The 24039-nt window shown below is 41.3% G+C and carries 29 protein-coding genes; 28 read left to right on the top strand and 1 reads right to left on the bottom strand.

From position 1 onward, the window contains the following. Positions 1 to 193 precede the first annotated feature (193 nt). Positions 194 to 820 (bottom strand): helix-turn-helix domain-containing protein, encoded by a 627-nt coding sequence (locus BLV86_RS05815; RefSeq protein ID WP_090815566.1) that lies wholly within the window; start codon positions 818 to 820, stop codon positions 194 to 196. Positions 821 to 994: 174 nt separating this feature from the next. On the opposite strand from BLV86_RS05815, the gene BLV86_RS05810 reads away from it, so the two are divergent. The 28 genes from BLV86_RS05810 (at position 995) to BLV86_RS05670 (ending at position 24035) form a co-directional block, all read left to right on the top strand. Further along, positions 995 to 1183, top strand: a complete 189-nt coding sequence (locus tag BLV86_RS05810) for a MarR family transcriptional regulator (RefSeq protein ID WP_090815564.1) — start codon at positions 995 to 997, stop codon at positions 1181 to 1183. Positions 1184 to 1202: 19 nt separating this feature from the next. Next, positions 1203 to 2297, top strand: coding sequence for a site-specific integrase (locus tag BLV86_RS05805; RefSeq protein WP_090815562.1), 1095 nt, complete (start codon positions 1203 to 1205; stop codon positions 2295 to 2297). Continuing rightward, positions 2281 to 2736 carry a plasmid mobilization protein gene (locus BLV86_RS05800; RefSeq protein WP_242873248.1) on the top strand — a complete coding sequence of 152 codons (456 nt, stop codon included), beginning with the start codon at positions 2281 to 2283 and terminating at the stop codon, positions 2734 to 2736. The genes BLV86_RS05805 and BLV86_RS05800 overlap by 17 nt, the downstream gene beginning before the upstream one ends. After that, positions 2711 to 3496: a ParA family protein gene (locus BLV86_RS05795; RefSeq protein ID WP_090815560.1), complete on the top strand. Its 786-nt coding sequence runs from the start codon at positions 2711 to 2713 to the stop codon at positions 3494 to 3496. The genes BLV86_RS05800 and BLV86_RS05795 overlap by 26 nt, the downstream gene beginning before the upstream one ends. After that, complete coding sequence (locus tag BLV86_RS05790) at positions 3486 to 4400, top strand: ParB/RepB/Spo0J family partition protein (protein ID WP_090815559.1); 915 nt, start codon at positions 3486 to 3488, stop codon at positions 4398 to 4400. Before BLV86_RS05795 ends, BLV86_RS05790 begins: the two co-directional genes overlap by 11 nt. Continuing rightward, positions 4397 to 4756: a replication initiator protein A gene (locus BLV86_RS05785; protein WP_090815557.1), complete on the top strand. Its 360-nt coding sequence runs from the start codon at positions 4397 to 4399 to the stop codon at positions 4754 to 4756. Before BLV86_RS05790 ends, BLV86_RS05785 begins: the two co-directional genes overlap by 4 nt. Positions 4757 to 4801: 45 nt before the next feature. Then, positions 4802 to 5743 (top strand): DUF6017 domain-containing protein, encoded by a 942-nt coding sequence (locus BLV86_RS05780; RefSeq protein ID WP_090815555.1) that lies wholly within the window; start codon positions 4802 to 4804, stop codon positions 5741 to 5743. A gap of 89 nt (positions 5744 to 5832) precedes the next feature. Next, on the top strand, positions 5833 to 6141 hold the full coding sequence (locus BLV86_RS05775; protein WP_090815554.1) for a hypothetical protein: 309 nt from the start codon (positions 5833 to 5835) through the stop codon (positions 6139 to 6141). Between the two features lie 308 nt (positions 6142 to 6449). Then, positions 6450 to 7508, top strand: a complete 1059-nt coding sequence (locus BLV86_RS05770) for a DUF5688 family protein (protein WP_090815552.1) — start codon at positions 6450 to 6452, stop codon at positions 7506 to 7508. A gap of 249 nt (positions 7509 to 7757) precedes the next feature. Then, complete coding sequence (locus BLV86_RS05765; protein ID WP_139297886.1) at positions 7758 to 8159, top strand: hypothetical protein; 402 nt, start codon at positions 7758 to 7760, stop codon at positions 8157 to 8159. A 13-nt stretch (positions 8160 to 8172) separates the two neighbouring features. Next, positions 8173 to 8697: a PcfB family protein gene (locus tag BLV86_RS05760; RefSeq protein WP_090815548.1), complete on the top strand. Its 525-nt coding sequence runs from the start codon at positions 8173 to 8175 to the stop codon at positions 8695 to 8697. Beyond that, on the top strand, positions 8694 to 10448 hold the full coding sequence (locus tag BLV86_RS05755) for a VirD4-like conjugal transfer protein, CD1115 family (protein WP_090815546.1): 1755 nt from the start codon (positions 8694 to 8696) through the stop codon (positions 10446 to 10448). Before BLV86_RS05760 ends, BLV86_RS05755 begins: the two co-directional genes overlap by 4 nt. A gap of 49 nt (positions 10449 to 10497) precedes the next feature. Beyond that, positions 10498 to 11034, top strand: a complete 537-nt coding sequence (locus tag BLV86_RS05750; protein ID WP_090815544.1) for a hypothetical protein — start codon at positions 10498 to 10500, stop codon at positions 11032 to 11034. A 278-nt stretch (positions 11035 to 11312) separates the two neighbouring features. Beyond that, positions 11313 to 11528: a Maff2 family mobile element protein gene (locus tag BLV86_RS05740; protein ID WP_036611700.1), complete on the top strand. Its 216-nt coding sequence runs from the start codon at positions 11313 to 11315 to the stop codon at positions 11526 to 11528. A gap of 221 nt (positions 11529 to 11749) precedes the next feature. After that, entirely contained in the window at positions 11750 to 12616 is an 867-nt protein-coding gene (locus BLV86_RS05735; RefSeq protein ID WP_090815541.1) for a VirB6/TrbL-like conjugal transfer protein, CD1112 family, read from the top strand. Positions 12617 to 12747: 131 nt separating this feature from the next. Next, complete coding sequence (locus tag BLV86_RS05730) at positions 12748 to 13149, top strand: PrgI family protein (protein WP_090815538.1); 402 nt, start codon at positions 12748 to 12750, stop codon at positions 13147 to 13149. A gap of 67 nt (positions 13150 to 13216) precedes the next feature. After that, on the top strand, positions 13217 to 15565 hold the full coding sequence (locus BLV86_RS05725) for a VirB4-like conjugal transfer ATPase, CD1110 family (protein ID WP_442950758.1): 2349 nt from the start codon (positions 13217 to 13219) through the stop codon (positions 15563 to 15565). After that, entirely contained in the window at positions 15540 to 17171 is a 1632-nt protein-coding gene (locus BLV86_RS05720) for a C40 family peptidase (protein ID WP_090815536.1), read from the top strand. The genes BLV86_RS05725 and BLV86_RS05720 overlap by 26 nt, the downstream gene beginning before the upstream one ends. 71 nt (positions 17172 to 17242) lie before the next feature. Then, positions 17243 to 17641 carry a DUF4315 family protein gene (locus tag BLV86_RS05715; RefSeq protein ID WP_090815534.1) on the top strand — a complete coding sequence of 133 codons (399 nt, stop codon included), beginning with the start codon at positions 17243 to 17245 and terminating at the stop codon, positions 17639 to 17641. Further along, positions 17628 to 18434 (top strand): DUF4366 domain-containing protein, encoded by an 807-nt coding sequence (locus tag BLV86_RS05710; protein WP_139297885.1) that lies wholly within the window; start codon positions 17628 to 17630, stop codon positions 18432 to 18434. Before BLV86_RS05715 ends, BLV86_RS05710 begins: the two co-directional genes overlap by 14 nt. 74 nt (positions 18435 to 18508) lie before the next feature. Then, positions 18509 to 18670 (top strand): hypothetical protein, encoded by a 162-nt coding sequence (locus tag BLV86_RS17750; protein WP_175456449.1) that lies wholly within the window; start codon positions 18509 to 18511, stop codon positions 18668 to 18670. Beyond that, on the top strand, positions 18663 to 20372 hold the full coding sequence (locus BLV86_RS05700; protein WP_090815530.1) for a JAB domain-containing protein: 1710 nt from the start codon (positions 18663 to 18665) through the stop codon (positions 20370 to 20372). The genes BLV86_RS17750 and BLV86_RS05700 overlap by 8 nt, the downstream gene beginning before the upstream one ends. After that, complete coding sequence (locus BLV86_RS05695) at positions 20372 to 20710, top strand: plasmid mobilization protein (protein ID WP_090815528.1); 339 nt, start codon at positions 20372 to 20374, stop codon at positions 20708 to 20710. Before BLV86_RS05700 ends, BLV86_RS05695 begins: the two co-directional genes overlap by 1 nt. Before the next feature lie 23 nt (positions 20711 to 20733). After that, complete coding sequence (locus BLV86_RS05690) at positions 20734 to 22161, top strand: relaxase/mobilization nuclease domain-containing protein (RefSeq protein WP_090815526.1); 1428 nt, start codon at positions 20734 to 20736, stop codon at positions 22159 to 22161. A 227-nt stretch (positions 22162 to 22388) separates the two neighbouring features. Continuing rightward, complete coding sequence (locus BLV86_RS05685) at positions 22389 to 22634, top strand: hypothetical protein (protein WP_090815524.1); 246 nt, start codon at positions 22389 to 22391, stop codon at positions 22632 to 22634. A gap of 36 nt (positions 22635 to 22670) precedes the next feature. Beyond that, entirely contained in the window at positions 22671 to 22868 is a 198-nt protein-coding gene (locus BLV86_RS05680) for a hypothetical protein (protein ID WP_090815522.1), read from the top strand. Positions 22869 to 23188: 320 nt separating this feature from the next. After that, on the top strand, positions 23189 to 23419 hold the full coding sequence (locus tag BLV86_RS05675; protein WP_090815520.1) for a helix-turn-helix domain-containing protein: 231 nt from the start codon (positions 23189 to 23191) through the stop codon (positions 23417 to 23419). Then, positions 23412 to 24035: a DUF1819 family protein gene (locus BLV86_RS05670; RefSeq protein ID WP_090815518.1), complete on the top strand. Its 624-nt coding sequence runs from the start codon at positions 23412 to 23414 to the stop codon at positions 24033 to 24035. Before BLV86_RS05675 ends, BLV86_RS05670 begins: the two co-directional genes overlap by 8 nt. The last annotated feature ends 4 nt before the right edge of the window (positions 24036 to 24039 follow it).

Here is a 24039-nt window from a genome sequence, read left to right as displayed (position 1 = left end):
GATGAAAACCTTGATTTTTCAAGGCTTTCATCCATTTTTTGATTTCAGTGACAACCAAATGACAACATAGTCATTTTTTGGAATTATTCTCATGGATAATTTCAGATTTTGTATCAGTTATATCTTTTGCCAAATCTGGCTGATTTTCTCTCAATTTCCTACCGGACCAGATCCGGAACAACTTAATAAGGAATTAGTGCAAACGGGTTTTTCTGGGCCTTTTAGATGCCTTGGAAGACAGATTATCATCGGAGGCACCGGCTGAAATCTCTGCAGAAATATTTTTGATCCTATTTTCTAACTCAGGATCCTCTGCATAGCCATATTGTTTTTCCTCATCGATGTAATCAGGATAGAGGCTTTTCCATTCTTCGTATTCCTCATCCAGAAGATCACCGTTATCACACACATTACGGATGTAGCTCCAAAAACGAAGACATTCCTTCATCCCAAGATAATTCAATTTTTCAGATAAAGAGGATCCTTCTTTTACCGGACGCTGAACCAGATGTACTTCACCATCAATCAGTTTGGGAGATAACCCAAAGTAATCTTCTAAATCAAAGAGGATGTGCATAGCACTGAATACATTAGTAGGATCCGGATCAGCAAGAGCATTCTGATCTATGCCGAGGGCATCTGAAATCGTGTGTAGCGTAACCTCATCCGGGTAACGATTGCCTAATTCGTAGTTACGGATTGTTGATTCATTGAGCTGACATTTTTCACCAAGCTCTTTTTGTGTTAACCCCTTAAGGGTTCTGTATTTGCGTATTTTTTCACCTAATGGGTGAACATATTTAGTCTCAGCTTTTGCCATAAAATACGACCTTCTTTCTAAGAATTAATATAAGTAAATTATAGCACAAACAGTTCATATTTGAAATGTTTGTGTAAAATCGCATTGACAGTACAGAAATGAACGGTTAGTATAATATGTACAAACAGTACAGATATGAACTGATAAATCAGTTGTTATAAGGAGGAAAAATAAATGTTACAGGAAAAGACAAGATTCATGAATGCAAATGATGTAATGAAGGCTCTCGGAGTATCAGAGAGCAAAGCCTATAAGATCATCAGGGAGCTTAATGAGCAAATGAAGGCCAAGGGATATTACACAATACACGGTCGTATAAGTGCAAGATATTTTGCAGAGTGTTTTTATGGTTTTGATGAATAAAACAAAGTGAGGATGCAACATGGCAGTAATTAAGAATGAAGAAAACGGAACCTGGGAAGTCAGAACAAGATACACGGACTGGCAAGGTGCCGTTAAGCAGAAAACAAAGCGCGGCTTTTCCAAAAAAAGTGAAGCAATCGAATGGGAACAAAAATTTAAGCTGAAATCTTCTAAAGATATAGATATGACCTTTGGAGATTTTGTGGAAACCTATATTGAAGACATGAAACCAAGACTCAGGGAGAATACCTGGAAAACCAAAAAGATCATCATTGACAAGAAAATCCTGCCTTATTTCAAGGACAAGAAGCTTAGTGAAATCACAGCTCCTGATATTTTAGCCTGGCAGAATGAAATAATGAGTCTTACTGATTCTCAAGGAAACCCATATTCCAAAACCTACCTGAAAACCATACACAATCAGTTAAGTGCCATCCTAAACCATGCTGTTAACTTATATGGGTTAAAAACCAACATGGCGCGTAAAGCAGGAAACATGGGTAAAGAGGAAACAAAAGAAATGGAATTCTGGACACAGGAGGAATATGAAAAGTTTGCAGAGGTTATTTCTTATAAAGAAGAATCCTTCATGGCCTTTGAAATTCTTTACTGGTGCGGAATACGACTTGGGGAATTACTGGCCCTTACACCAGCAGATTTTAATTTTGAAGAAAGTACGCTCAGAATCAACAAATCATATCAGAGAATCAGCGGAAAAGATATTGTCACAGATCCTAAAACACCGAAAAGTAACCGCACTATATATCTTCCGGAGTTTCTGATGGTGGAAATGAAGGCTTTCTTAAGCCATATACATAAAGTCAAACCGAATGAGCGTATTTTTCTTCTGAGCAAAAGCTTTATGCATCATGAAATGGATCGCGGCGTAAAAGCTTCTGGCGTAAAACGTATTCGTATACATGACCTGAGACATAGTCATGTATCACTTTTGATAAATATGGGGTTCTCCGCATTAGCAATCGGAGAAAGAGTCGGTCATGAAGCAGTCGACATCACATATCGATATGCACATCTGTTCCCTTCTGTACAGAGCGATATGGCAGCTCAGCTAAATCGGGAAAGGATGGGACTTATGAATGTCACTAAAGGTTAAGGATGATAAAAACCGCTGGAGAAACAAAACAATAGCTTTCCGACTTTCGCCTGAAGAAGATGAAGAGCTAAACAAACGATATAAATTATTGGGATATCGTACAAAACAGAATTATATCATTGATTCCGTCCTTAAAAACAAGGTTGTAGCCATGGGAAACATGGAGATGATTTATCAATTCAGACAAAGTCTTAAAGAAATACTGACTGAATTAAAGAGAATCGACAAGGCCGAGGATTTGGATGAAGAATTGACAATACCAATACGTACAATGCTAGAAATCATAGAAGCTATGAAAGCACAAGCTAATAGCCAAACAGTAGTAGTCGAAATACCGAAGACACAGTTTGACCAGATGATGCATTTGAAAAGAATCAGAGAATTAATGTCCCGTGAAATGGAGGATAAAAATAATGAGCAGGGTGATAGCAATAGCTAACCAGAAAGGTGGAGTCGGAAAGACTACATCAACAGTTAATTTAGGTGCAGGATTGTCTTCTCAGGGAAAAAAGGTCCTAATGATAGACCTCGATCCTCAGGCGTCATTGACACTGAGCCTGGGATTTAGAGAGCCGGACAATCTTCCGGCCACTATTACCAATGTTATAGACCGGATTGTAAATGATAAAGGCATCAATTCATCATATGGAATCATACATGTCTCAGATAATCTTGACCTGTTGCCATCAAGTATAGATCTTTCGGCAGCGGAGGTATCCCTGGTCAATGCAATGAGCAGAGAACTGATACTTCGTTCCTATATGGAGCAGATCCGGACAGAATATGATTATGTTCTTATCGACTGTATGCCATCCCTTGGCATTTTGACAGTGAATGCTCTGGCATGCGCTGACAGTGTCCTTATTCCGGTACAGGCAGCATATCTGCCTGTTAAGGGATTACAACAGCTTATAAAGACAATCTACACCGTTAAAAGACGTTTAAACAACAACCTGGAGATAGAGGGTATTCTGTTTACCATGGTTGATAAAAGAACAATATATGCTAAAGAAATCGTCCAGGAAGTTAATGAAGTTTATGGAAAGGCTATTCCTGTATTCCAAATTGAAGTGCCCATGTCCGTAAGAGCATCAGAAACAAGTCAGGCAGGAAAGAATATCTTTGAATATGACCCAAGAGGAAAGGCTGCAACAGCTTATCGAGAATTATCAGAGGAGGTACTAAGACATGGCTGTTAAACGTGAGAAAGTCCATTTTGCATCCGTTGAGGAACTGCTCGGAGCTCCTGTAGATAAAGATATGACTTCTGAGATCCGTATAGATCAGATCTATCCTTTCGAAAATCATCCTTTCAAGGTCCTGGATGACGAAAGTATGAATGAACTGGTGGAAAGCATACGCAGTAACGGTGTGCTGGTTCCTGTACTGGTTCGTCCGGATGATGAAGGAACTTATGAAATGATATCCGGACATAGAAGAATGCATGCGGCAAAGCTTGCAGGGCTTACAACTATTCCGGCAATAATCAAACCTATGACAAATGATGAGGCGACTATTGCAATGGTTGACGCTAATATGCAGAGGGAAGAAATATTGCCTTCAGAAAGAGCATTTTCCTTAAAAATGAAAATGGAAGCCTTGAAACGACAGGGAACCAGAACAGATTTAACTTCGGACCAAAATGGTCCTAAGTTGGCTTCTGATCTAATCGGAAAAGAAATAGGAATATCAGGTACGCAAGTTAAGAGATTTATTCGTTTAACAGAGCTTATACCTGATCTTTTAGAGTATGTAGATATGAAAAAGATCACTCTTTCACTTGCAGTTGAAATCTCTTTTATAGATAAAACCATCCAGGCTTGGATTTATGAGTATTTAAAAGATAACGGATTCCTAAAGAAGGAACAGATTGAAGCTGTTCGCAGTGTATCGAACCCTTCGTCACTAACACAATATTCATTGATCCAGTTAATGAATGAAGCCTTACCGAAGCCAAAGCAAAAAGGCTCTATTACATTTTCCGAGACCAAACTCCGTAAGTATTTCCCACTCCATTATACAAGGCATCAAAGAGAGGAAATCATGTTACAGCTGCTTGAAGAATGGAGTAAACAAAATAATCCCCGGGGAGAAATGCAATGAATTTGAGATTTATAAAAAGAGAAGAAGCAGAAAAGTACAGTTTTATCCGTATCCCAAAGTTTTTGATGACCGGTGAATTCTTTTCAGATCTTTCAAGTCCTTCAAAAATCATGTACGGACTAATGATAGATAAGATGGGAGCCTCTCTGAAAAATAAATGGCTGGATGAAGAAGGTCGAGTTTACATAGTATATCCGGTTACAGAAATACAAGCCGATATGAACATTTCCAAACGAAAGACATTGGACTGCTTATCTGAACTTGAAGCAGTCGGTCTTATTGAAAAGCGTAAACGCGGCGGTGGTTTGCCAAGCATTATTTATGTCAAAAACTTTACCTCGGCTAGTGCCATATAAAACATTGAAGTATCAAAAACGACACTTCAGGAAAGGAGGAGTAAAGTGGATGACAAACCAATCTTGAAATACTTTACAGGCACAGAGGCTGAACAATTTACGTTTTATAAGATTCCCAAATTGCTTTTTTCCAATAAGTATTTCTCTGATATTTCCACGGATGCCAAGGTACTATATGGTCTGATGCTGGATCGCATAGGATTATCTTTGAAAAATGGTTGGATGGACGATGAAAACAGGGCCTATATATTCTTTTCCGTAGAGGAAACGATGGAATACCTGCACTGTAAAAAGAATAAAGCAATCCAGACCATTGCCGAGCTTGATTCCGGAAGCGGCATCGGACTTATAGAAAAAATGCGGCAGGGACAGGGAAAACCTACAAGAATATATGTAAAAAGCTTCTTTATCCCCCTGGATGAAGCATCAGAAAATAACCCAGAAGTTGGAAAAATAAACTTCAAGAGGTTTGAAAAACAAACTTCTAGAAGTTTAAAAAATAAACCTCTAGAAGTTGGAAAAACAAACCCTAATAAGAATAAATATAATAATACTGATATTAATGATAATGAGTCTTATCTTATCATTTCCGGAGAAGACAAGATAAGACTTGCTGATAAATGCAATATGGATGGATATGCAAAACAGATAAAGGACAATATCGAGTATGATGCATTAATCACACAATACCCCTATGACCTTGAAGTCATTCAGGAATTGTATGAGCTGATACTGGAAACATTGATATCCCAGAAGGATGAAATCATCATCGCAACAGACCGGTATCCGGCAGAATTTGTTAAAGCAAGATTTAAAAATCTTCATTTTGGGCACATCGAGTATGTTCTGTTACGCATGAAGCAAACCACGACAAAAATAAAGAATATCAAGAAATACATGCTTGCTATGCTATTTAATTCCTACACGACCGTAGGAAGTTATTATAAACAGGACGCAAATCGCGATATGAATCAATCTGTCTCATAGAAGCGCCTACGACAGGTTTCAAGTAACAAAACTGTAGTTTATTGTGTGTTATTCAACACTGTGTTTATTTATGAATCGAGGTAGTAATTATGATAAAGCTAATCATCGGACTTTTAAGATTTATTATCAGGCTGATACTTTTGCCAATCGTAATGGTATTGACCGTCATCAATTATATGTTCTGCTTTGTCGGTGGAATATTTTGTTTTATAGCAGGTGCTTTGGGACTTATCTTTATTTTTGGCGGGCTGCTTATGATCTTCACAGAGCCTCATAATTACACAATGGCATGGCATGCGGTACTGCTGGGTGCACTGTTTGGAGGAATTCCAATGTTTTTGAAGGATTTTGGATCAGCTATTCTTTGTGACATTACTGATGTGTTAAGCCGCGTGTGAATCAGGAAACTGAACAATAATTATCCAGGATACACCCAAAACACACCCAAGACACACCCAGAATACACCCATGATACACCCATGATAGGATTTTATTCTGTTTTTAGGCGTGATATTATTATGATGGACAAAGAAGAGCGGATATAAAAATCCTATCTTCTTTGTTTTTCTTTTGCAAAAGAACTTAATCGAATCATCAAAAAAATCAGCGTCAGCTTGTGAATACAAATCACAAGACTGGCGTTTTTTTGTGCCCTGAAAACCGGGTGACGATCCGAACAGGGCATTTCATACGAAAGGAAAAGAATATGGATTACGAGCAGTTTAAAGAGAGCTTTGAGCGAGACATCAAGGGCCTTATGGAGGACCGCGGACTTAATGTAAAGATCAACAGCACCCACATGGAGAAGCTGAATGAATCTTACGATGCTATAAGCATTACTCCGGAAGGCAGTCAGATCGGAGTTAATGCTAACCTCAATCATATCTTCAAAGCTATTGAGCGCGGCGTTAATTACGAGGAAGTGGCCGCAAAGGCAGCTGATTCCATTGCTGCAAATCTACAGAATACTCCAGATATCAACATCGATAACCTTATGAATTATGATCACATGAAGTCAAAGCTTACCATGGAGGTTGTTTCAGCGGAAAGAAATGCAGACATGCTCAGGAATGTTCCTCATGAGCAGATGGAAGATATGGCTGTGGTTTATCGTCTGGTTCTTTCTGAAAGCACTGATGGCAGAAGCTCAATACTTGTGACAAATAACCTTATGAACCAGTTCGGTATCACACATGATCAACTTCGTGAAGATGCCATGAAGAATGCACCTGAGATCAGACCTTCTGAAATAAAAGGAATGTGTGAGGTCATGAATGAGCTTATGGGTCATGATCTGATGCCCGAACTTAGTCCTCAGGATGAGCAGATGTTTGTTGCCTCTGTTCCCGATAAGGTTCATGGTGCCGGTGTTATCGCATACCCTAACTTCTTTGAAGAGGCGGCTGAAAAGCTTGGAGGAGACTACTATGTTCTCCCCAGCAGCATCCATGAGGTTTTGTTAGTACGTGATAACGGTCAGATGACTTCAAAGGAGCTTGAGGCCATGGTCAGAGATGTAAATGCAACACAGGTGGCACCAGAGGAGCAACTTACTGATCATGTCTATCACTATGATTCAAAGGATCATGTCTTTGAGATGGCAGATAAGTTTGAGGAACGTAAGGCTGAAAGAGAAGAGCTTTCATCTGAAAAAGCCTCAGTGCTTGATGACCTTAAGGCAAAGAAGGAAGAGATAGCAAAATCAGCACCTGAGAATCATGAAAAACCTGTTGTCAACAAGAGCAAGGGCGGTGAAGCACTATGAGAAAACATCGATCGATAATCGTAGTACATCAAACTCCGGCCGGAGTTAAAAAAAGTGTCCATGCACCAAGTACGAGAGAGGGCTCCGAGCCCTCTCCCCATAACTGTAAGCACCCTTGCTGTTATGGTACAAGGAAAAACTATTGCTGGCCATGTATGAAAGCATTACTAAAAGAACAAAGTAATACAAAGAAGGGAGACATCTATGGAGTTTAAGTATTTTAGCAAAGGGGACATTCAGGAGGAAAAATTGGTTGAAATCAAATTAAACCCTCTTACTGATGGATTTGTAAATAATAGTCCACATAAGGTTACTGATGATAAGTATAATGCATTGATCATTGGCACAAATGGAGATAGCAGAAAGGCAGATTCTGAAGAAATATGCATCATCCTGGAACGACTGAAAAACTGTGCCGGATCACTAATGCTCGGAGATTCCGACTATATCGTTCTGTTCAACGATGAAAAAGCTTTTGACCTCGAAGAAGGCAGATTTTTTGTTGGAAGTATGATGGTCATGAAGATGAATGACGAAAAGCTATGTCCATTATCTGATGACGAAATATCTGAGGTGAAAGAACTGCTACAGGACCGAATGGCCATTTTGATTTCCGGTGACCATCAATTTTCAGCTTTGACGCTTTCTTAGGAGAGGAACAAAAATGCTGAATGAAGAAATAACCAAAGAGTCTTTACAAAGTGCAGAGCAAAGACTTTTGAAGCCTGGATTACGATTTGTAATGCATAGCCTTGTTAAGCCAACAGAAAAGATGATTGTCAATATGCTGAAAAACATCATCAGAACTCCCGGGATATTAATCAAGGACAAACTTCATCCTGAACACGGAGAAATGAGTGTAAAGGATCTGCTTCGCAAGGATCAAGGTGCCCAGGCAGTGGATATTGATGGGTTGGGACTTCGAGACTTCCGTAGGATAGCAAACAAGTATGGTGTTGATTTTGCTATTGTAAAAACAACAGAGGCTGATCAGCCGAAGTATTCTGTTTTCTTTAAAGCCCGGGATGCGGATGCGATTACAGCTGTGGTTAATGAATATACCGCAAAACAGCTGCAACTAGGAAAAAAGGGCAGACCAAGCATCCTTGCAAAGCTTAAAAAGTTCAAGGAGCTGATTGCTTCTATTCCAAGAAAACCTCTGGTAAAGAACAAAGAGGAGGTGCGATGAACAGTAAGATAAAGAAAACGCTTATTCTTAACGTTCCTTACATCGTTCTCGGTCTGTTTGCCACTAATATCGGAGAGGCCTGGAGACTTGCTGAAGGAAGTAATGCTTCAGAAAAGCTTCAGGGTATCATCATGGGTGGAAGCTTTCAGCAAGCATTTTCTAATGTGCTGCCGAGTTTACATCCATTAGACATTCTAATAGGTATCACTATGGCACTGACACTTCGACTTGCAGTGTATATGAAAGGAAAGAATGCCAAAAAATACAGGCACAATGAGGAATATGGTTCTGCAAGATGGGGAACACATGCGGATATAGAGCCTTTCATAGATCCGGAGTTCACCAATAACGTTATCCTTTCACAGACAGAACGACTTACCATGTGCTCAAGGCCGAAGATTCCAAAATATGCCAGAAACAAGAACTTGCTTGTTGTTGGAGGATCCGGTTCCGGTAAGACGAGATTCGTTTTGAAGCCTAACCTTCTCCAGATGCATTCAAGTTATGTTGTTACAGATCCGAAGGGTACTGTTGTTAATGAATGCGGACATGCAATGCTTAAGAATGGTTATGTGATAAAGATCTTCAATACCATCAACTTTAACAAGTCACTCCATTACAATCCCTTCGCCTATATCCATGACGAAAAGGACGTTCTTAAGCTTGTTACAACGCTTATGGCCAATACAAAGGGCGAGGGAAAGAGCGGTGACCAATTCTGGGACAATGCGGAGAAGCTGCTATATACGGCCCTAATAGGCTATATCCATTATGAGGCACCGGAAGAGGAACAGAACTTTACTACATTACTTGAGATGATCAATGCAATGGAAGTCCGTGAAGATGATGAAACCTTCAAGAATCCCGTAGACCTGATGTTTGATGAACTCGAAAGGAAGAATCCGAATCACTTTGCATTAAGACAGTATAAGAAGTACAAGCTTGCTGCCGGAAAGACTGCGAAATCAATCCTTGTATCCTGTGGTGCGAGACTTGCTCCATTTGACATCAAGGAGCTTCGTGAGATCACATCCTACGATGAGCTGGAGCTTGATAAGCTCGGTGACAGGAAGACTGCATTGTTCCTTATCATGTCTGATACGGATTCGACATTTAACTTCCTCATAAGTATGGTCTACAGCCAGATGTTCAATCTTCTCTGCGAAAAGGCAGACGATGTTTACGGCGGAAGGCTCCCGGTACATGTAAGGTGTCTCATAGATGAGGCGGCCAACATTGGTCAGATACCGAATCTGGAGAAGCTTGTGGCGACCATCCGAAGCCGTGAGATCTCGGCATGTCTTGTGCTTCAGACAAAGTCGCAGTTAAAGGCGATATATAAGGATAATGCCGATACCATCATCGGTAACATGGACTCCCAGGTATTTCTTGGCGGTTCAGAGAAAACGACACTAAAGGATCTGAATGAGGTTCTTGGTAAAGAAACCATTGATATGTATAACACCAGCGAGACAAGAGGACAGTCTCAGAGCTACAACATGAATTATCAGAAGCTCGGACATGAACTTATGAGCATGGATCAGTTGGCAGTAATGGACGGTTCAAAATGTATTGTGCAGGTAAGAGGCGTGAGACCTTTCTTCTCAGACAAATATGACCTGACACAGCATCCGAACTATAAGCTTACTGCCGATTATGACAAGAAAAACTGGTTCGATATTGAGAAGTTCCTGAGTCACAAGCTGGTGCTGCATGCAGATGATAAATACAAAGTAATTGAAGCGGATTAAGGCATTCCATAACGGGATGTCTTTTTCTTTTGAGAGAGGAGAGATGTAAATGGCAGAAGCAAATCCAATCATGCCGGGAGATCTTCCCGACTGGATCCAGGAAGCGGAGAGAGTTGTGGCCAATGGAGAGATCCAGATGCCGGAACCGGCAAAAGAAGTAACCATCAAGTTCGGCAAAGGACTTGTTGGAGAACCGTTCATATCAAAGAGCGGTAATGAGCTTGTGGAAGTAAAGATTCCCAATGCAGACAAGGATGACCATACACCCTGGGCTTCATTTGTGGTTTCACCGAAACTTATTCACGACAATAAGTTCGGCAAAGGTGTTTGGATGAAGATCCCTGAGGATGGCACAACCAGGATAAGCAAGCCTATAGTCGTAGGCACAAAGGAAGACGGTAAGAGGGAATGGAACAAAGAGGTCCGGGATGTTCCGAATACGGAGCTTAAGGAAATGATGGAGTCCTATAAGAGCAAGGAAAAAGAATCATTGCTTGGAAACCTCGAAGAAAAGAAGCTTGAAGTTGCAAATCAGCCTGCCAGGCAAGTGACAGATAAGGCAGTGAATAAGAGCATGTCGATATAGGAGGGGATGTGGCATATAGGGCGAGATTACCAACTTGAAAATAGTTTTCAATCAAATAATACAACTGAATATCGATAGTTATGGAGAGCTAAGTAGGAAACTTAGGCTCTCTTTTTTGTTACTAAAATCAATTTGTTATCATAGAAAGGAGAAGAATCCGGCCTTAAACAGGCATTTCTATGAGAAACAAAATAGCGACAAAACTATTCTTTGGTTTACTCATAGAAGCAAAAAAGACGCAAAAAATGCTGTTTAATGGTTGGGATTCAACGTAAATTATGGCATTTTTCAACAGCGCAGTTCAGGTACTTCAGACACTCGTAGTAGCACTCGGTGCAGGTCTCGGAATCTGGGGAGTAGTAAACCTCATGGAAGGATATGGCAATGACAACCCCGGCGCCAAGTCTCAGGGCATGAAGCAGCTTATGGCTGGCGGCGGAGTTGCACTTATCGGCACAACCCTTGTTCCGCTTCTTTCCGGTCTTTTCGGTTAATCCGAGGCCGGGAAACAGGCTAGTAGAGCCTGTGTGAACAGAAGTCTGATCACAAACTAAAAACTGAATATTGAAAGTAATCAACCTACACTGGTGGTCTTCAGATCACCGTTAAACATTATATCGGGCAGGGAAAACTCAACCCTGCTCGATTCTATTAATATCAAAAAAAATCATACCCTCGGAGAACCTTTATAGGCTCTTCAGAAAGGAGGCAGCCCTTGGAAACCCTGCTCCAGCAATTGACGGATTACATGAAGGGAGTCCTTGTGTCCGGTATCATGGATAACCTGACAAGCACCTTCACAAATCTTAACTCGAGACTTGGAGAGGTCACAAATAACCTGGCTCAGACACCGGCAGACTTTCAGCCTGCAGTATTCAATATGATCAGGAATATCTCAGAAACGGTAATCATGCCAATTGCCGGGATAATACTAACTTTCATCGCATGCTATGAGCTTATACAGCTGGTTATCGCACATAACAATCTTGCGAACTTTGAAACATGGATCTTCTTCAAATGGGTATTCAAGACCTTTGTGGCAGTGGAACTAATCACACATACCTTTGACATCACCATGGCGGTTTTTGATGTTGCACAGCATGTGGTATCACAAAGCGGAGGCATTATATCAGGTGCAACAACAATCGATGCATCGGAGCTTGCCAATGTTCAGACCCAACTGGAAGCCATGGAGCTAGGCCAGTTGTTTGCCATCTTCATACAAACATTCGTCTTACAGGTCATGTTTAACATAATGTCCGCCATCATATTCGTCATAGTAATCGGAAGGATGATAGAGATATATCTTTACGTGAGCCTTGCCCCAATCCCATTTGCAACCTTCGGAAACAGAGAACAGAGCATGATAGGCCAGAATTATCTAAGGTCACTATTTGCCCTTGGCTTTCAGGGCTTCATGATCATGATATGTATCGCCATATACGCTGTACTTATCAGAAATGTAGCCTTCTCATCAGACATCATAGAATCCCTATGGTATGCACTGGGTATCTCAATCCTTTTGGGATTCACATTATTCAAGACAGGATCAATCTGCAAGAGTGTATTACATGCTCATTAATATGAATAATTTCATGCAGAGTGTTTGTGATATGTCTTAAATCCGAATAAACAGTAAACATATATCAAAATGATGGTCAGTATAAATATGTTTAAAAGATCAAAATCATTTCAAAGGAGGTAAAAAGCCAAATGGCATCCTATATCGCAGTACCCCGCGACCTTACAAAGGTCCAAAGCAAGGTAATGTTCAACCTTACCAAACGGCAGCTCATATGTTTTTTACTGGCGGCGCTCCTGGGAGTCCCGTCATTTTTTATACTAAAACGCTTTGGCGACACAAGCTTCGCAGCCATGGGAATGATGATCGTCATGATGCCAATGTTTTTCATAGGCATGTACCAGAAGAACGGTCAGCCCCTTGAGGTCATCATTTCACATTTCATCCGGGCGACATTCATCCGCCCAAAGATCCGTATTTATAAGACAAACAACTATTATCAGGCACTAAAAAGACAGGCATCAGCAGAAAAGGAGGTAGAGAAGATTGTTCGGAAATATCATAGAGTTTCTTCGCCGGCGGATATTTCATAAAGAAGAAGCAAGAAGCTTTCATATACCGGAGTATATTAGTCCGGAGGATAAGAAAAAAGTCCGGGAGATCATAAAGAAGGCCCAAAATACAGACGACATCCCAAGAACGACACAGGAGAGCATCCCCTTTGACAGAATGTTCCAGGATGGCATATGTCGTGTAGGGTCTGACTACTATACAAAGACCATTCAGTTCCAGGACATCAACTATCAGCTTGCACAGCAGGAAGATCAGACAGAGATATTTGAGGAATGGTGCTCCTTCCTTAACTTCTTTGACAGCTCGGTCCACTTTGAACTTAGCTTCATGAACATGGCAACGGATCCTGAGAAGTTCGAGAAGAGTATCGCAATCCCTCATAAAGGTGACGGCTTCAACAACATAAGGGATGAGTACACAGGAATGCTCAGGCACCAGATGGAAGCCGGAAACAATGGCCTAACTAAGACAAAGTACCTTACCTTCGGAATTCATGCAGAATCCATGAAGGTAGCAAAACCGAGGCTCATACACATCGAAACAGACCTTCTCAATAACTTCAAGAGACTCGGAGTCCGGGCACAGACTCTTAACGGTACTGAACGCCTTGAACTCATGCATTCACAGTTCCATATGGGCGATGATGCGAAGTTCCATTTCGACTGGAGCTGGCTCACCGGATCAGGACTCAATGTAAAGGACTTCATCGCACCAAGCAGCCTTTACTTCAAGAACGGAAGAGTATTCCAGATTGGGGACCTTTACTGTGCCATGAGCTTTCTTTCAATCGATGCCTCTGACGTAAGCGACAGAATGCTTGCAGATTTCCTCGGTATGGAATCAAGTCAGATCGTAACCATGCACATACAGTCGGTGGATCAGAACGAAGCCATTAAGACAGTAAAGCATACCATCACTGAGCTTGACCGAAGCAAGATCGACGAGCAGAAGAAGGCAGTAAGAGCCGGTTATGACATGGAGATCATCCCATCAGACCTTGTGACATACGGAAAGGATGCAAAAGCACTTCTTAAGGAGCTTCAGAGCCAGAATGAGAGAATGTTCCTTCTCACATTTCTTGTGATGAACACCGGCCGTACACAGCAGGAACTTGAGACCAATGTCTTCCAGGCTGCAAGCATTGCACAGAAGCATAACTGTAATCTTATCCGCCTTGATTTTCAGCAGGAGCAGGGCCTCATGAGCACACTGCCACTTGCCTATAACGAGATCGAAATCCAGCGAGGCATGACCACAAGCAGCACAGCCATATTCATTCCCTTCACCACACAGGAGCTGTTCCAGTCAGGTAATGAATCACTGTATTACGGATTAAATGCGCTTTCCAATAACCTCATTATGGTTGACAGAAAGCAGCTTAAGAACCCTAACGGCCTGATCCTCGGTACTCCCGGTTCCGGTAAATCCTTTGCGGCCAAAAGAGAGATCGCCAATGCCTTCCTCGTGACAGATGATGATGTGATCATTTCAGATCCTGAGTCAGAGTATTCACCGCTTGTTAAGAAGCTTCAGGGACAGATCATAAAGATTAGTCCTACATCTGAGCATTATATCAATCCCATGGACATCAACATGAACTATTCCGATGACGATAACCCCATAGCACTTAAGGCCGATTTCATCCTTTCCCTCTGCGAACTAATTGTTGGTGGCAAAGAGGGCCTGAAGCCTGTAGAGAAGACCGTCATTGACCGATGCATCCATAAGATTTACCAGAAATACTTCGAAAATCCCAGAAAGGACAACATGCCTATACTTGAGGACCTTTATAATGCCTTACTTGAGCAGGAAGAGCCTGAGGCCAAGACAGTTGCAACCGCACTTGAAATCTATGTCACAGGATCCCTCAATGTGTTTAATCACAGGACCAATGTGGATATCACTAATCGATTAGTCTGCTATGACATTAAAGATCTCGGAAAACAGCTTAAGAAGATCGGGATGCTTGTGGTTCAGGATCAGGTCTGGGGACGAGTTACTGAAAACAGAAGCCAGGGAAAGTCCACGAGATACTACATGGATGAGATGCACCTGCTCTTAAGAGAAGAGCAGACAGCAGCCTATACGGTTGAGATCTGGAAGCGTTTCAGAAAATGGGGCGGTATCCCTACAGGAATCACCCAGAACATCAAGGACCTCCTGGCCTCAAAGGAAGTTGAGAACATTTTCGAGAATTCTGATTTCATTCTTATGATGAACCAGGCAGTAGGTGACAGATCCATCCTTGCAAAGCAGCTTAATATCAGCCCTCATCAGCTATCCTATGTAACTCATTCCGGAGAAGGTGAAGGGCTGCTTTTCTTTGGCAATGTCATCCTGCCTTTCGTAGACAGATTCCCGAAGGACATCGAACTCTATAACATCATGACATCGAAATTATCAGAAATCCATGAAACAGCAAAGATTAAAGAATGAGACCACGGCAAGGAATGCCATGGGTAAAAAGTTCCGTGACGGAAGGAGAACGGCCCCGACGACAGATGCAGAAAAGCTGATGTTTAAAAAGCTCCAGAGAGACCGTCAGAATGTAACCCGGCATGATATGGAGGCAAAGGCTGCAGCCCACAAATCTATCGATAATGCAAATGAAGATGAGAATGTGGGCACTAAGGCTTTGAATGACTCCATATATGCCGCAGGAGAGACATCTGATGCACTAAGACATAAAAGGTACTCCTTTAAGCTTAAAACCGAGGATTCCGGACCATCCGTTGACCGTGATAACACTGCATACTCCGGCATGGGAGGAAAGCTTGGCAGAAATGCCAGGGATGCAAACCTGAATCTAAGTGATCCTAAGGGAGATGTCAGCAAGTCCGATAAAGTAATTCAGAAAAACCTCATGAAGAAGGAAATCCAGAAGAATGCTGTGAAGGAGGCTCAGAAAGAAGCTGCAAACCACATCGGCAATATGTCGAAACGTTTTGTTGACAATGCTGAGGACCTGGCCGGAAAGCTTGCCGAAAACATTGCCGAATTCCTGGAAGAGCATCCGGAGGTACTCATCACAATATTCATCATCTTACTGATTGTGATCATCATTACCTGTTTCTCATCAAGCACTGGAATGTTTATGGGTTCACTTGGAAACGCCTCAATTGAGACATCATTTACGGCTGACGATAATGAGATCCTTACAGTTGAAAACAACTACAAAGGAAAGGAAGAAGCATTACAGCAGCGGATCGATAACATTGAGTCCGAGTACCCTGATTACGACGAGTACCGTTATGAGCTTTCGGAGATAAATCATAATCCTTATGAGATAGCAGCACTTCTCACGGTCCTTTATGAGGACTATACAGAAGTAGAGGTTCGGGCAAAGCTTAATGAGATCTTTGATAAACAGTACGTTCTTACAATCGAATCCATCATTGAGACAAGGACAAGGACCTATACGGATGATGACGGAGACGAATATGAAGAAGAGTATGATTATTACATTCTTAAGGTAAAGCTCAAAAACAATACAATTCCGGCAGTTATCCGGGAACTTGGCCTGAATGATGATCAGATGAGCCGGTATGAGCTTCTCCTGGAAACAAGCGGTAATAAAGGAAACCTCTTTGCAAGTGACATCTATTCCGCCGTTACTCCGGTAGATGTGGAAGGTTATGACGTTGCTCCCGAGGCTCTTACAGATACGAGATTTGCCAATATGATCCGTGAGGCTGAGAAGTATCTTGGCTACCCATACGTCTGGGGAGGTTCAAACCCTCAGACAAGCTTTGACTGTTCAGGATTTGTAAGCTGGGTGATAAATCATTGTGGAAACGGATGGAATGTCGGAAGAGAGACAGCTAATGGACTCCTTGGCCACTGCACCAGAATCTCAAAGGCCAATGCAAAGCCCGGAGACCTGATATTCTTCCAGGGGACCTACAATACGAGCGGTGCAAGTCATGTCGGAATCTATGTGGGTGATGGCATGATGATTCATTGCGGTAAGCCCATACAGTACGCATCCATAAATACAAACTACTGGCAACAGCACTTTTACACATTTGGCAGATTACCATAATCGAAAATTTCTCAAACCATAAGGCCGTCTGAGTCAACAGGCGGCTTTTTCCATGTAAAGAAGGAGGAAACATGTACGAAAAACTTGTTAAATTACGAAACATTGTAAAACGCTCAGAAAAGCGTCTTGCAGATGCTGAGAGAAGACTTAAAGAAGACAGGGACAAGCTTAAGGAAGAGGAGGCAACGCAGATCCTTTCGGATGTCGAGGCACTTAATATGACACCTGAACAGCTTGCAAGTGTCCTTGCTCTTGTAAAGTCCGGACAGCTTGGACCTTTACCATTTGACACATCAGACGAGAACAGCACTGATAGTACTGAAAACTCAGTAGATAAAGAAAACTCAAAAGACAAAGAAAACTCGGAAACGACAGAATCTAAAGAATCAACAGAGGAAATGTCAGATGAGGATCTTGAGCTTATGAAGCTTCTGGAAGAAGAGGAGGGAAAGACAGATGAAACATATTAAGACTATTCTGGCCACGGTGATCATAACTGTAAGCAGCATACTTTCAGCACCGACCATGACAGTACTTGCCAACACCGGCATCGAAGCTGAGTGTACATGCAAAGATAAATGTAAAGTTGAGTCGATTAACGGAAACTGCCCGGTTTGTAAAAAAGATCATGAGAAATGTCAGGGAAAAGAGCCGGAAACCATCGAAGAAACTCCGGCAGAAACAGAGGAAGCCATGGGGCCGCTTACACCGGACGGCAACATGAATCTCGTTGATGATTACGGAAGTCCTGATAAAGCAGGAAAACAGTTCATCACTGTCACCACGAAGAGCGGCAACTACTTTTATCTCATCATCGACAGGGACGATGATGGCAATGAGACCGTACATTTCCTCAACCTTGTTGATGAAGCAGACCTTCTGGCACTTATGGATGAAGACGAACAGAAAGCTTATAAGGAATCACTGGAAGAAAAGATCTCAACTCAGTCAGAAATTGAGCCAGTAGAGAAAAATCCGGAGCCGAAAAATTCTAAGGAAGAGAAACCAAAACAAAAGCAGGGCATACCGAGCACCTTATGGTTCATATTACTCTTCCTGACAGTTTCCGGAGGCATCGGATTCTATTTCTACAAAAAAACCATGGGTAAGAAGATAAAGAAGCCCGCTCAGGATCCGGATATCGACTATCAGGAGAATGATGAAGAGGATTACCTCGAAAGCATGAATAAAGATGATGATACCGGGGATATGAATGCAAGGGATGAAGACATTCACGATTCCGGTGAATCCATAAATCAGTAAAAATAATATAGAACACCATCACCAAGGGAGCGACAGAGATGCCGCTCCTTTTTATTACAGAAAGGGTAAATACTATGGGAAGAAAATCAAGATACCAGGGTTACATGGAAGCTTTAAAGAAAATGGGAGAGAAGAAAGCAAAAGGTTCCACACCGAAATCAATACTCGCAAAGCTTAAAGAGCTTAAAGGCCAGAACGCAGTGTTAACAGTACCGGTAGGTGGAACAAATGAATAAAAAATACCGGGTCCCCCAAGTAGCGATTCGCATGGTCAAGATGCCTCCCCTTATCAGTAAGGAGCCCATGAACAGCACACAGGCAGCAATACGTATCATGAATGACACCTTGAAAGAATTTGACCGCGAAGCGCTTGTAGTAGTCAACCTTAAAAATGATCTGAAACCGATTAATGTAAACTTTGTAAGCCTGGGAACTCTTAACGCTTCGTTAGCTCACCCAAGGGAGATTCTGAAATCGAGTATTCTCAGTAATGCTGCCTGCATTTTGCTCTTTCATAATCACCCGTCAGGTGATCTTTCTCCAAGCAGTGATGATGTAGCAGTCACAGATCAGCTTCAGAAAGCCTGTCACATCATGGGCATTCCTATCCTTGATCACATCATCGTCGGAGCAGATGACCAGTACTATTCCTTCCACGAAAAAAAGATGATGGATATACCGGCACCCGAATTTGAAAAGGATATTGATAAGTTTGAGTGGAAAGGAGCAGAAGTGGCAGAACAGAAACCAAAGTATGATTCAAAGAAAACAGCCGAAGACCGAAAACAGGAAATGAAGGAGATAACTGACCGCCTTGAAAAAGGAGTATCAGAGATCTTTCAAAGTGAAAAGTATCAGAAGTTCCTTGATACCATGTCAAGGTTTCCTCACTACAGTCTTAACAATAATCTTCTTATCATGATGCAGAAGCCCGATGCCACACTTTGCCAGTCCTACACCGGTTGGAAACAGATGGGCCGCTTTGTGAAGAAGGGTGAGAAAGGAATCCGTATCCTGGCTCCGTCACCTTACAAGATAGAAAGAGAGCAGAACAAGCTTGATGAAAAAGGAATAACGATTCTCGATAAGGATGGAGAGCCCGTAAAGGAAACCGTGCAGATCAATGTCACAGCATTTAAACCTGTGAGCACCTTCGACATATCTCAGACTGAAGGAGAACCGATACCAACTATCGGAGTGGATGAACTCACAGGAAATGTGGATGGATATGCAAAACTCTTTGAGGCTATAAAAGAAGTAAGCCCGGTTCCTATAGGTTTCGAGGATATCAAAGGTGAATCCAAAGGATATTTTCAGACTGCAGAGAACAGGATCGCTATTCAGGAAGGCATGAGTGAGATACAAAATATCAAGACAGCAATCCATGAAATGGCTCATGCCAAACTCCACAATATGGAAATACAAAAGAACAGAGAGGATGGCGGACAATCGAGATCCAGTAAAGAGGTTGAAGCCGAATCCGTTGCTTATACCGTTTGTCAGCATTTCGGCATAGACACATCCGATTACAGCTTCGCTTATGTGGCCGGATGGTCAAAGGGAAAAGAAACGCCTGAGCTTAAAGAATCTCTGAACACCATAAGGACGGCGGCTTCGGAATTGATCACAGCGATCGAGGAGAAAACGATGGAACTTACAGTTAATAAAGAAAATACTGAAACAAAAGATGATCAAAGGAAAGACTTGATCAAGGATAATCCATTGAAAAATGCGGAGATGCAGGTTGAGGATGATTACAACACAATAGATGGCATCATTAACAATGGATCAAAAAAAGACATGGAGGAAGATCTCAAGACGGAACAGAAGTCTGTCAGGGTGAAGATAAGGGAAAACAGAGAAAAGCTGAAAAGTGAACATATGGATACTCCAAAAAAACATAAGGAGCGCCATTGCCGGGATAGAGGTCTTTGCTGATGGAAAGTAAACGAGATATGCAGATCCACTTCTTTGTAACCCCGGAAGAATCAGAACAGATCCATAAAAGAATAGAAGAGTCAGGAATCAAGAATGAATCCGCCTACTACAGGAAAATGCTTCTAAACGGCTACATTATCAAAATGGACCTTAGTGATGTAAAGGAAATGATCCGGCTCCTTCGCATCAATGCTAATAACCTGAACCAATATGCAAGAAAGGCCAATGAATGCGGATCTGTCTATGTGGATGACATAAGGGATTTGCAGCAACAGCAAAAACTCTTATGGGTAGAAATGAGAAAGATACTGGAAATGCTCAGCAAGCTAAACGAGTAATTTAAGAAAGAAGGTGCACACACATGGCTGCCACCAGACTGATAGCGATGCATCAGAATAAAGGAAGATCTGTAGCACAGTGCCTGAAGGACAGAACGGATTATGCCAAGAACGGTGAAAAGACAGAAAACGGAGAACTCATTTCTTCCTATGCCTGTGACAAGGAAACCGTTGACCAGGAGTTCTTACTGTCAAAGCAGGAATACTTGAGAATCACGGGTAGGAAACCAAAGGGAGATATCATCGCCTATCAGATCAGGCAGTCCTTCAAACCCGGTGAGGTCACTCCTGAAGAGGCCAATGCCATCGGCTACGAAACAGCCATGAGATTCACCAAAGGCAATCATGCTTTTATTGTAGCGACTCATACCGATCGGGCACACATACATAATCACATTATCTTCAATTCCACAAATCTTGATTGTGACAGAAAGTTCAAGGATTCCTGGTTAATAGCTCTGGTCCTTCAGAAAGTCAGCGACATCGTTTGTCTCGAACATGCATTGTCTGTAATAAAACCCAGAAAACCTTCTGAGCGTGATAACAGGAATCCTTATCACAGAGAATCCTTCAGAAAAGTTCTTAGGGAGAAAATCGACAGTATCTTAAATGAAGAGCCAAAGGATTTTCGGGAATTCCTTGATAGCTTAAAAGCCTCCGGCTACGAAATAAAGAATGGAAAGCACACAGCCGTCAGGGGACAAGGACAAAAGCGGTATATCAGATTATCATCACTTGGAAAAGGCTATACTGATGAAGAAATCAGAAAACGTATCACCGGAGAAATGGAATTTGATCCCGAGGAGCAGAGAAAGGAATTCCTTAGGAAGCACACAAAGAGAAAATCTATGGTTCCCGACCGTGGCTTTGACCTTCTTATAGACATCAACAAAAAGATGCAGGAAGGAAAAGGTAAGGGTTATGAACGCTGGGCTAAGGTCTTTAACATAAAGCAGGTTTCCAAGGCACTTCTGTTTTTACAGGAACATGGGATACGTAACTATGAGGAACTTTCAAAAAAAGCATCATGTAGTGCTGAGACATTCCGAACACTTTCAGATTCCATAAAAGAGAAGGAGAGCAGACTTAAGGAGATATCAGATCTCAGGACTCATATCATTAACTACGCAAAGACAAAGGATGTATACAAAGCTTTTGTGGAATCCGGCTATAGCAGAGAGTTTGAAGAACTTCACCGAAAGGAAATACTACTCCATAAAGCTGCAAAGGAAGAATTCAAGAAACTTGATGGCAAAAAGCTCCCTAAAGTGAAGGAGCTGTCAGAAGAATATGCAAAGATCCTTCAGGAAAAGAGAAAGCTCTATGAGAGCTACAAGGAAACTCGAAAGGAGATGATGGACTACCAGATTGCAAAACAGGACATCGACAGATTCCTGGAGATTGATGAAAAGCAAAAAGACAAAGAGCAGAAAAAAGAGATACAACTATAATTTCAAGAGGGCAGATAGCTATTAAATATGGCTATCTGCCCTCTTTTTTTAATGTGCAATTTTTTGCTTGGTCAATATGTTACGTTATGTATAACTTAAAAAGAATCACCCCTCAAAATGATTTCTTTTTAAAACATAGCTGCATCCGTGACCAATACAATGGCGGATGCATTATATTTCTATAACAATATATATATCTTTAATCAAATGATTATTGGGAGGATTTAATGTTTAGGACTCTTAAGAAGAAAACAATTATGGTTAAGAACATAGATGTGAGAATCAAATATGCTGCCGGCTACGATGATTATGAGATTGCAGAAAGCTGTGGTATGGATTTGAATACTTTCCGTGAAAAATGGAGAGAAGTTCTTGACCAGGAGAATTATCTTTACAAGCAGGGGTTTGATACAGATGCAAAAGATTTTATACGGGACGGAATCTTCTGTATAAAAGGTATGAATCAATCATGAACTAAATGTCAATAGATCTTAAATGTGAGGTGTGGCATGGAACGAGTATTATTTGAATCTGAAATTTTTAACGAGGAAGCAAAGGGAATGTTTCCCTTCAGGATCAGAGTATCTGAATCTATAGCAAATGGAAATCATACGGTGCAAGTCATCCGTGAAGAATTTGATAAAGTTGGAGACAATCTGGTGGTTAAAAACCAAAAGTTATTGAATGGTTCAGTATGGCATGAGTGAAAACCCGAGAACAAGTTGCTAATGGTTTTGAAAAACTTCACGAACTGATGTAGAGACATCCAAAGAAAACATTATGATTAGCCCTGCTCGTCAACGAGCAGATCAGGGGGATTGGGGGCTTCCCCTCAACAAGCAACGGAGACATTCTGTACAGGATGTCACTGCTTGCCAGGATTAGAGAATTGTTTTGAACTCATCAACATCAATATGAATCAAATCTTTACAAACTTAAAGATTTTCTGAACGATCTATTTGGCTCACCTTCATAAATATAGTATAATTTTCATATGTTGCGTAAACTGACAAGAGAGGTTTAAAAGATGGCTATATCTTATAACGGACTATGGAAATTGTTAATTGATAAAAATATGAATAAGACTGATCTGATGAATGAGGTAAATCTTAGCAGCGGTACAATTGCTAAAATGAGTAAAGGTGAACCTGTGTCTATGTTAGTACTTGAGAAAATATGTAAGAAACTAGATTGTGACTTCGGTGATCTTGTTCATTTTGTTAAAACTGACAAAGTAGAGGAAAAGGAGAATGGTTAATAATAAGAATAATTCTCCTTACTACGGGAATGGAAGCTTGACTAGAGAACAGTTCTTATTTCATGAGTCTAAAATTGTTGCAAAACTAATGACTGATGAAGGTTTGTCTGATGAAGACATAATAAATAGAGTGGTAGAAGATAATCTATTTCAGTTTCCTACAGAAAGAATGATTAAAAATATATCCAAGGTGTGTCTTAGGCGGTTACATAACTTAAATGATATTAGCTTGGTGGGAGTTATAGCGCATAGTCCATTAGAAATAGGAAAACAGATATGTCTGTACGCAATGATGAAGCAATATCGACTAGTCTGGGATTATATGATAACTGTAATCGGGGCAAAGTACAGAGAGCAAGATTTCTCTTATGGCCGCATCGACTTAAACGTATTTTTTTTTAGGATACAAGAACAGGACGATGAGGTGGCAACATGGAGCGAGTCTACCGTGAATAAGATAAAACAGGTACTCAATAAAGTTCTTATAGAGAATGAATATATCGATGGCCCGAGGGCAACAAAGCTTAATCCGGTGATGATATGTTCAGAGGTTGAAAATGCTATCAGAGCAAACGGCGATGAAGTAGCATTGCCCGCATTTAATTGTTTTTATTAAGGAG

Origin of the sequence: Oribacterium sp. KHPX15, from assembly GCF_900107835.1 — a bacterium.
In the GTDB taxonomy this organism is placed as follows: Bacteria; Bacillota; Clostridia; order Lachnospirales; family Lachnospiraceae; genus Oribacterium.
This window is presented reverse-complemented; position numbering and strand designations above follow the sequence as displayed.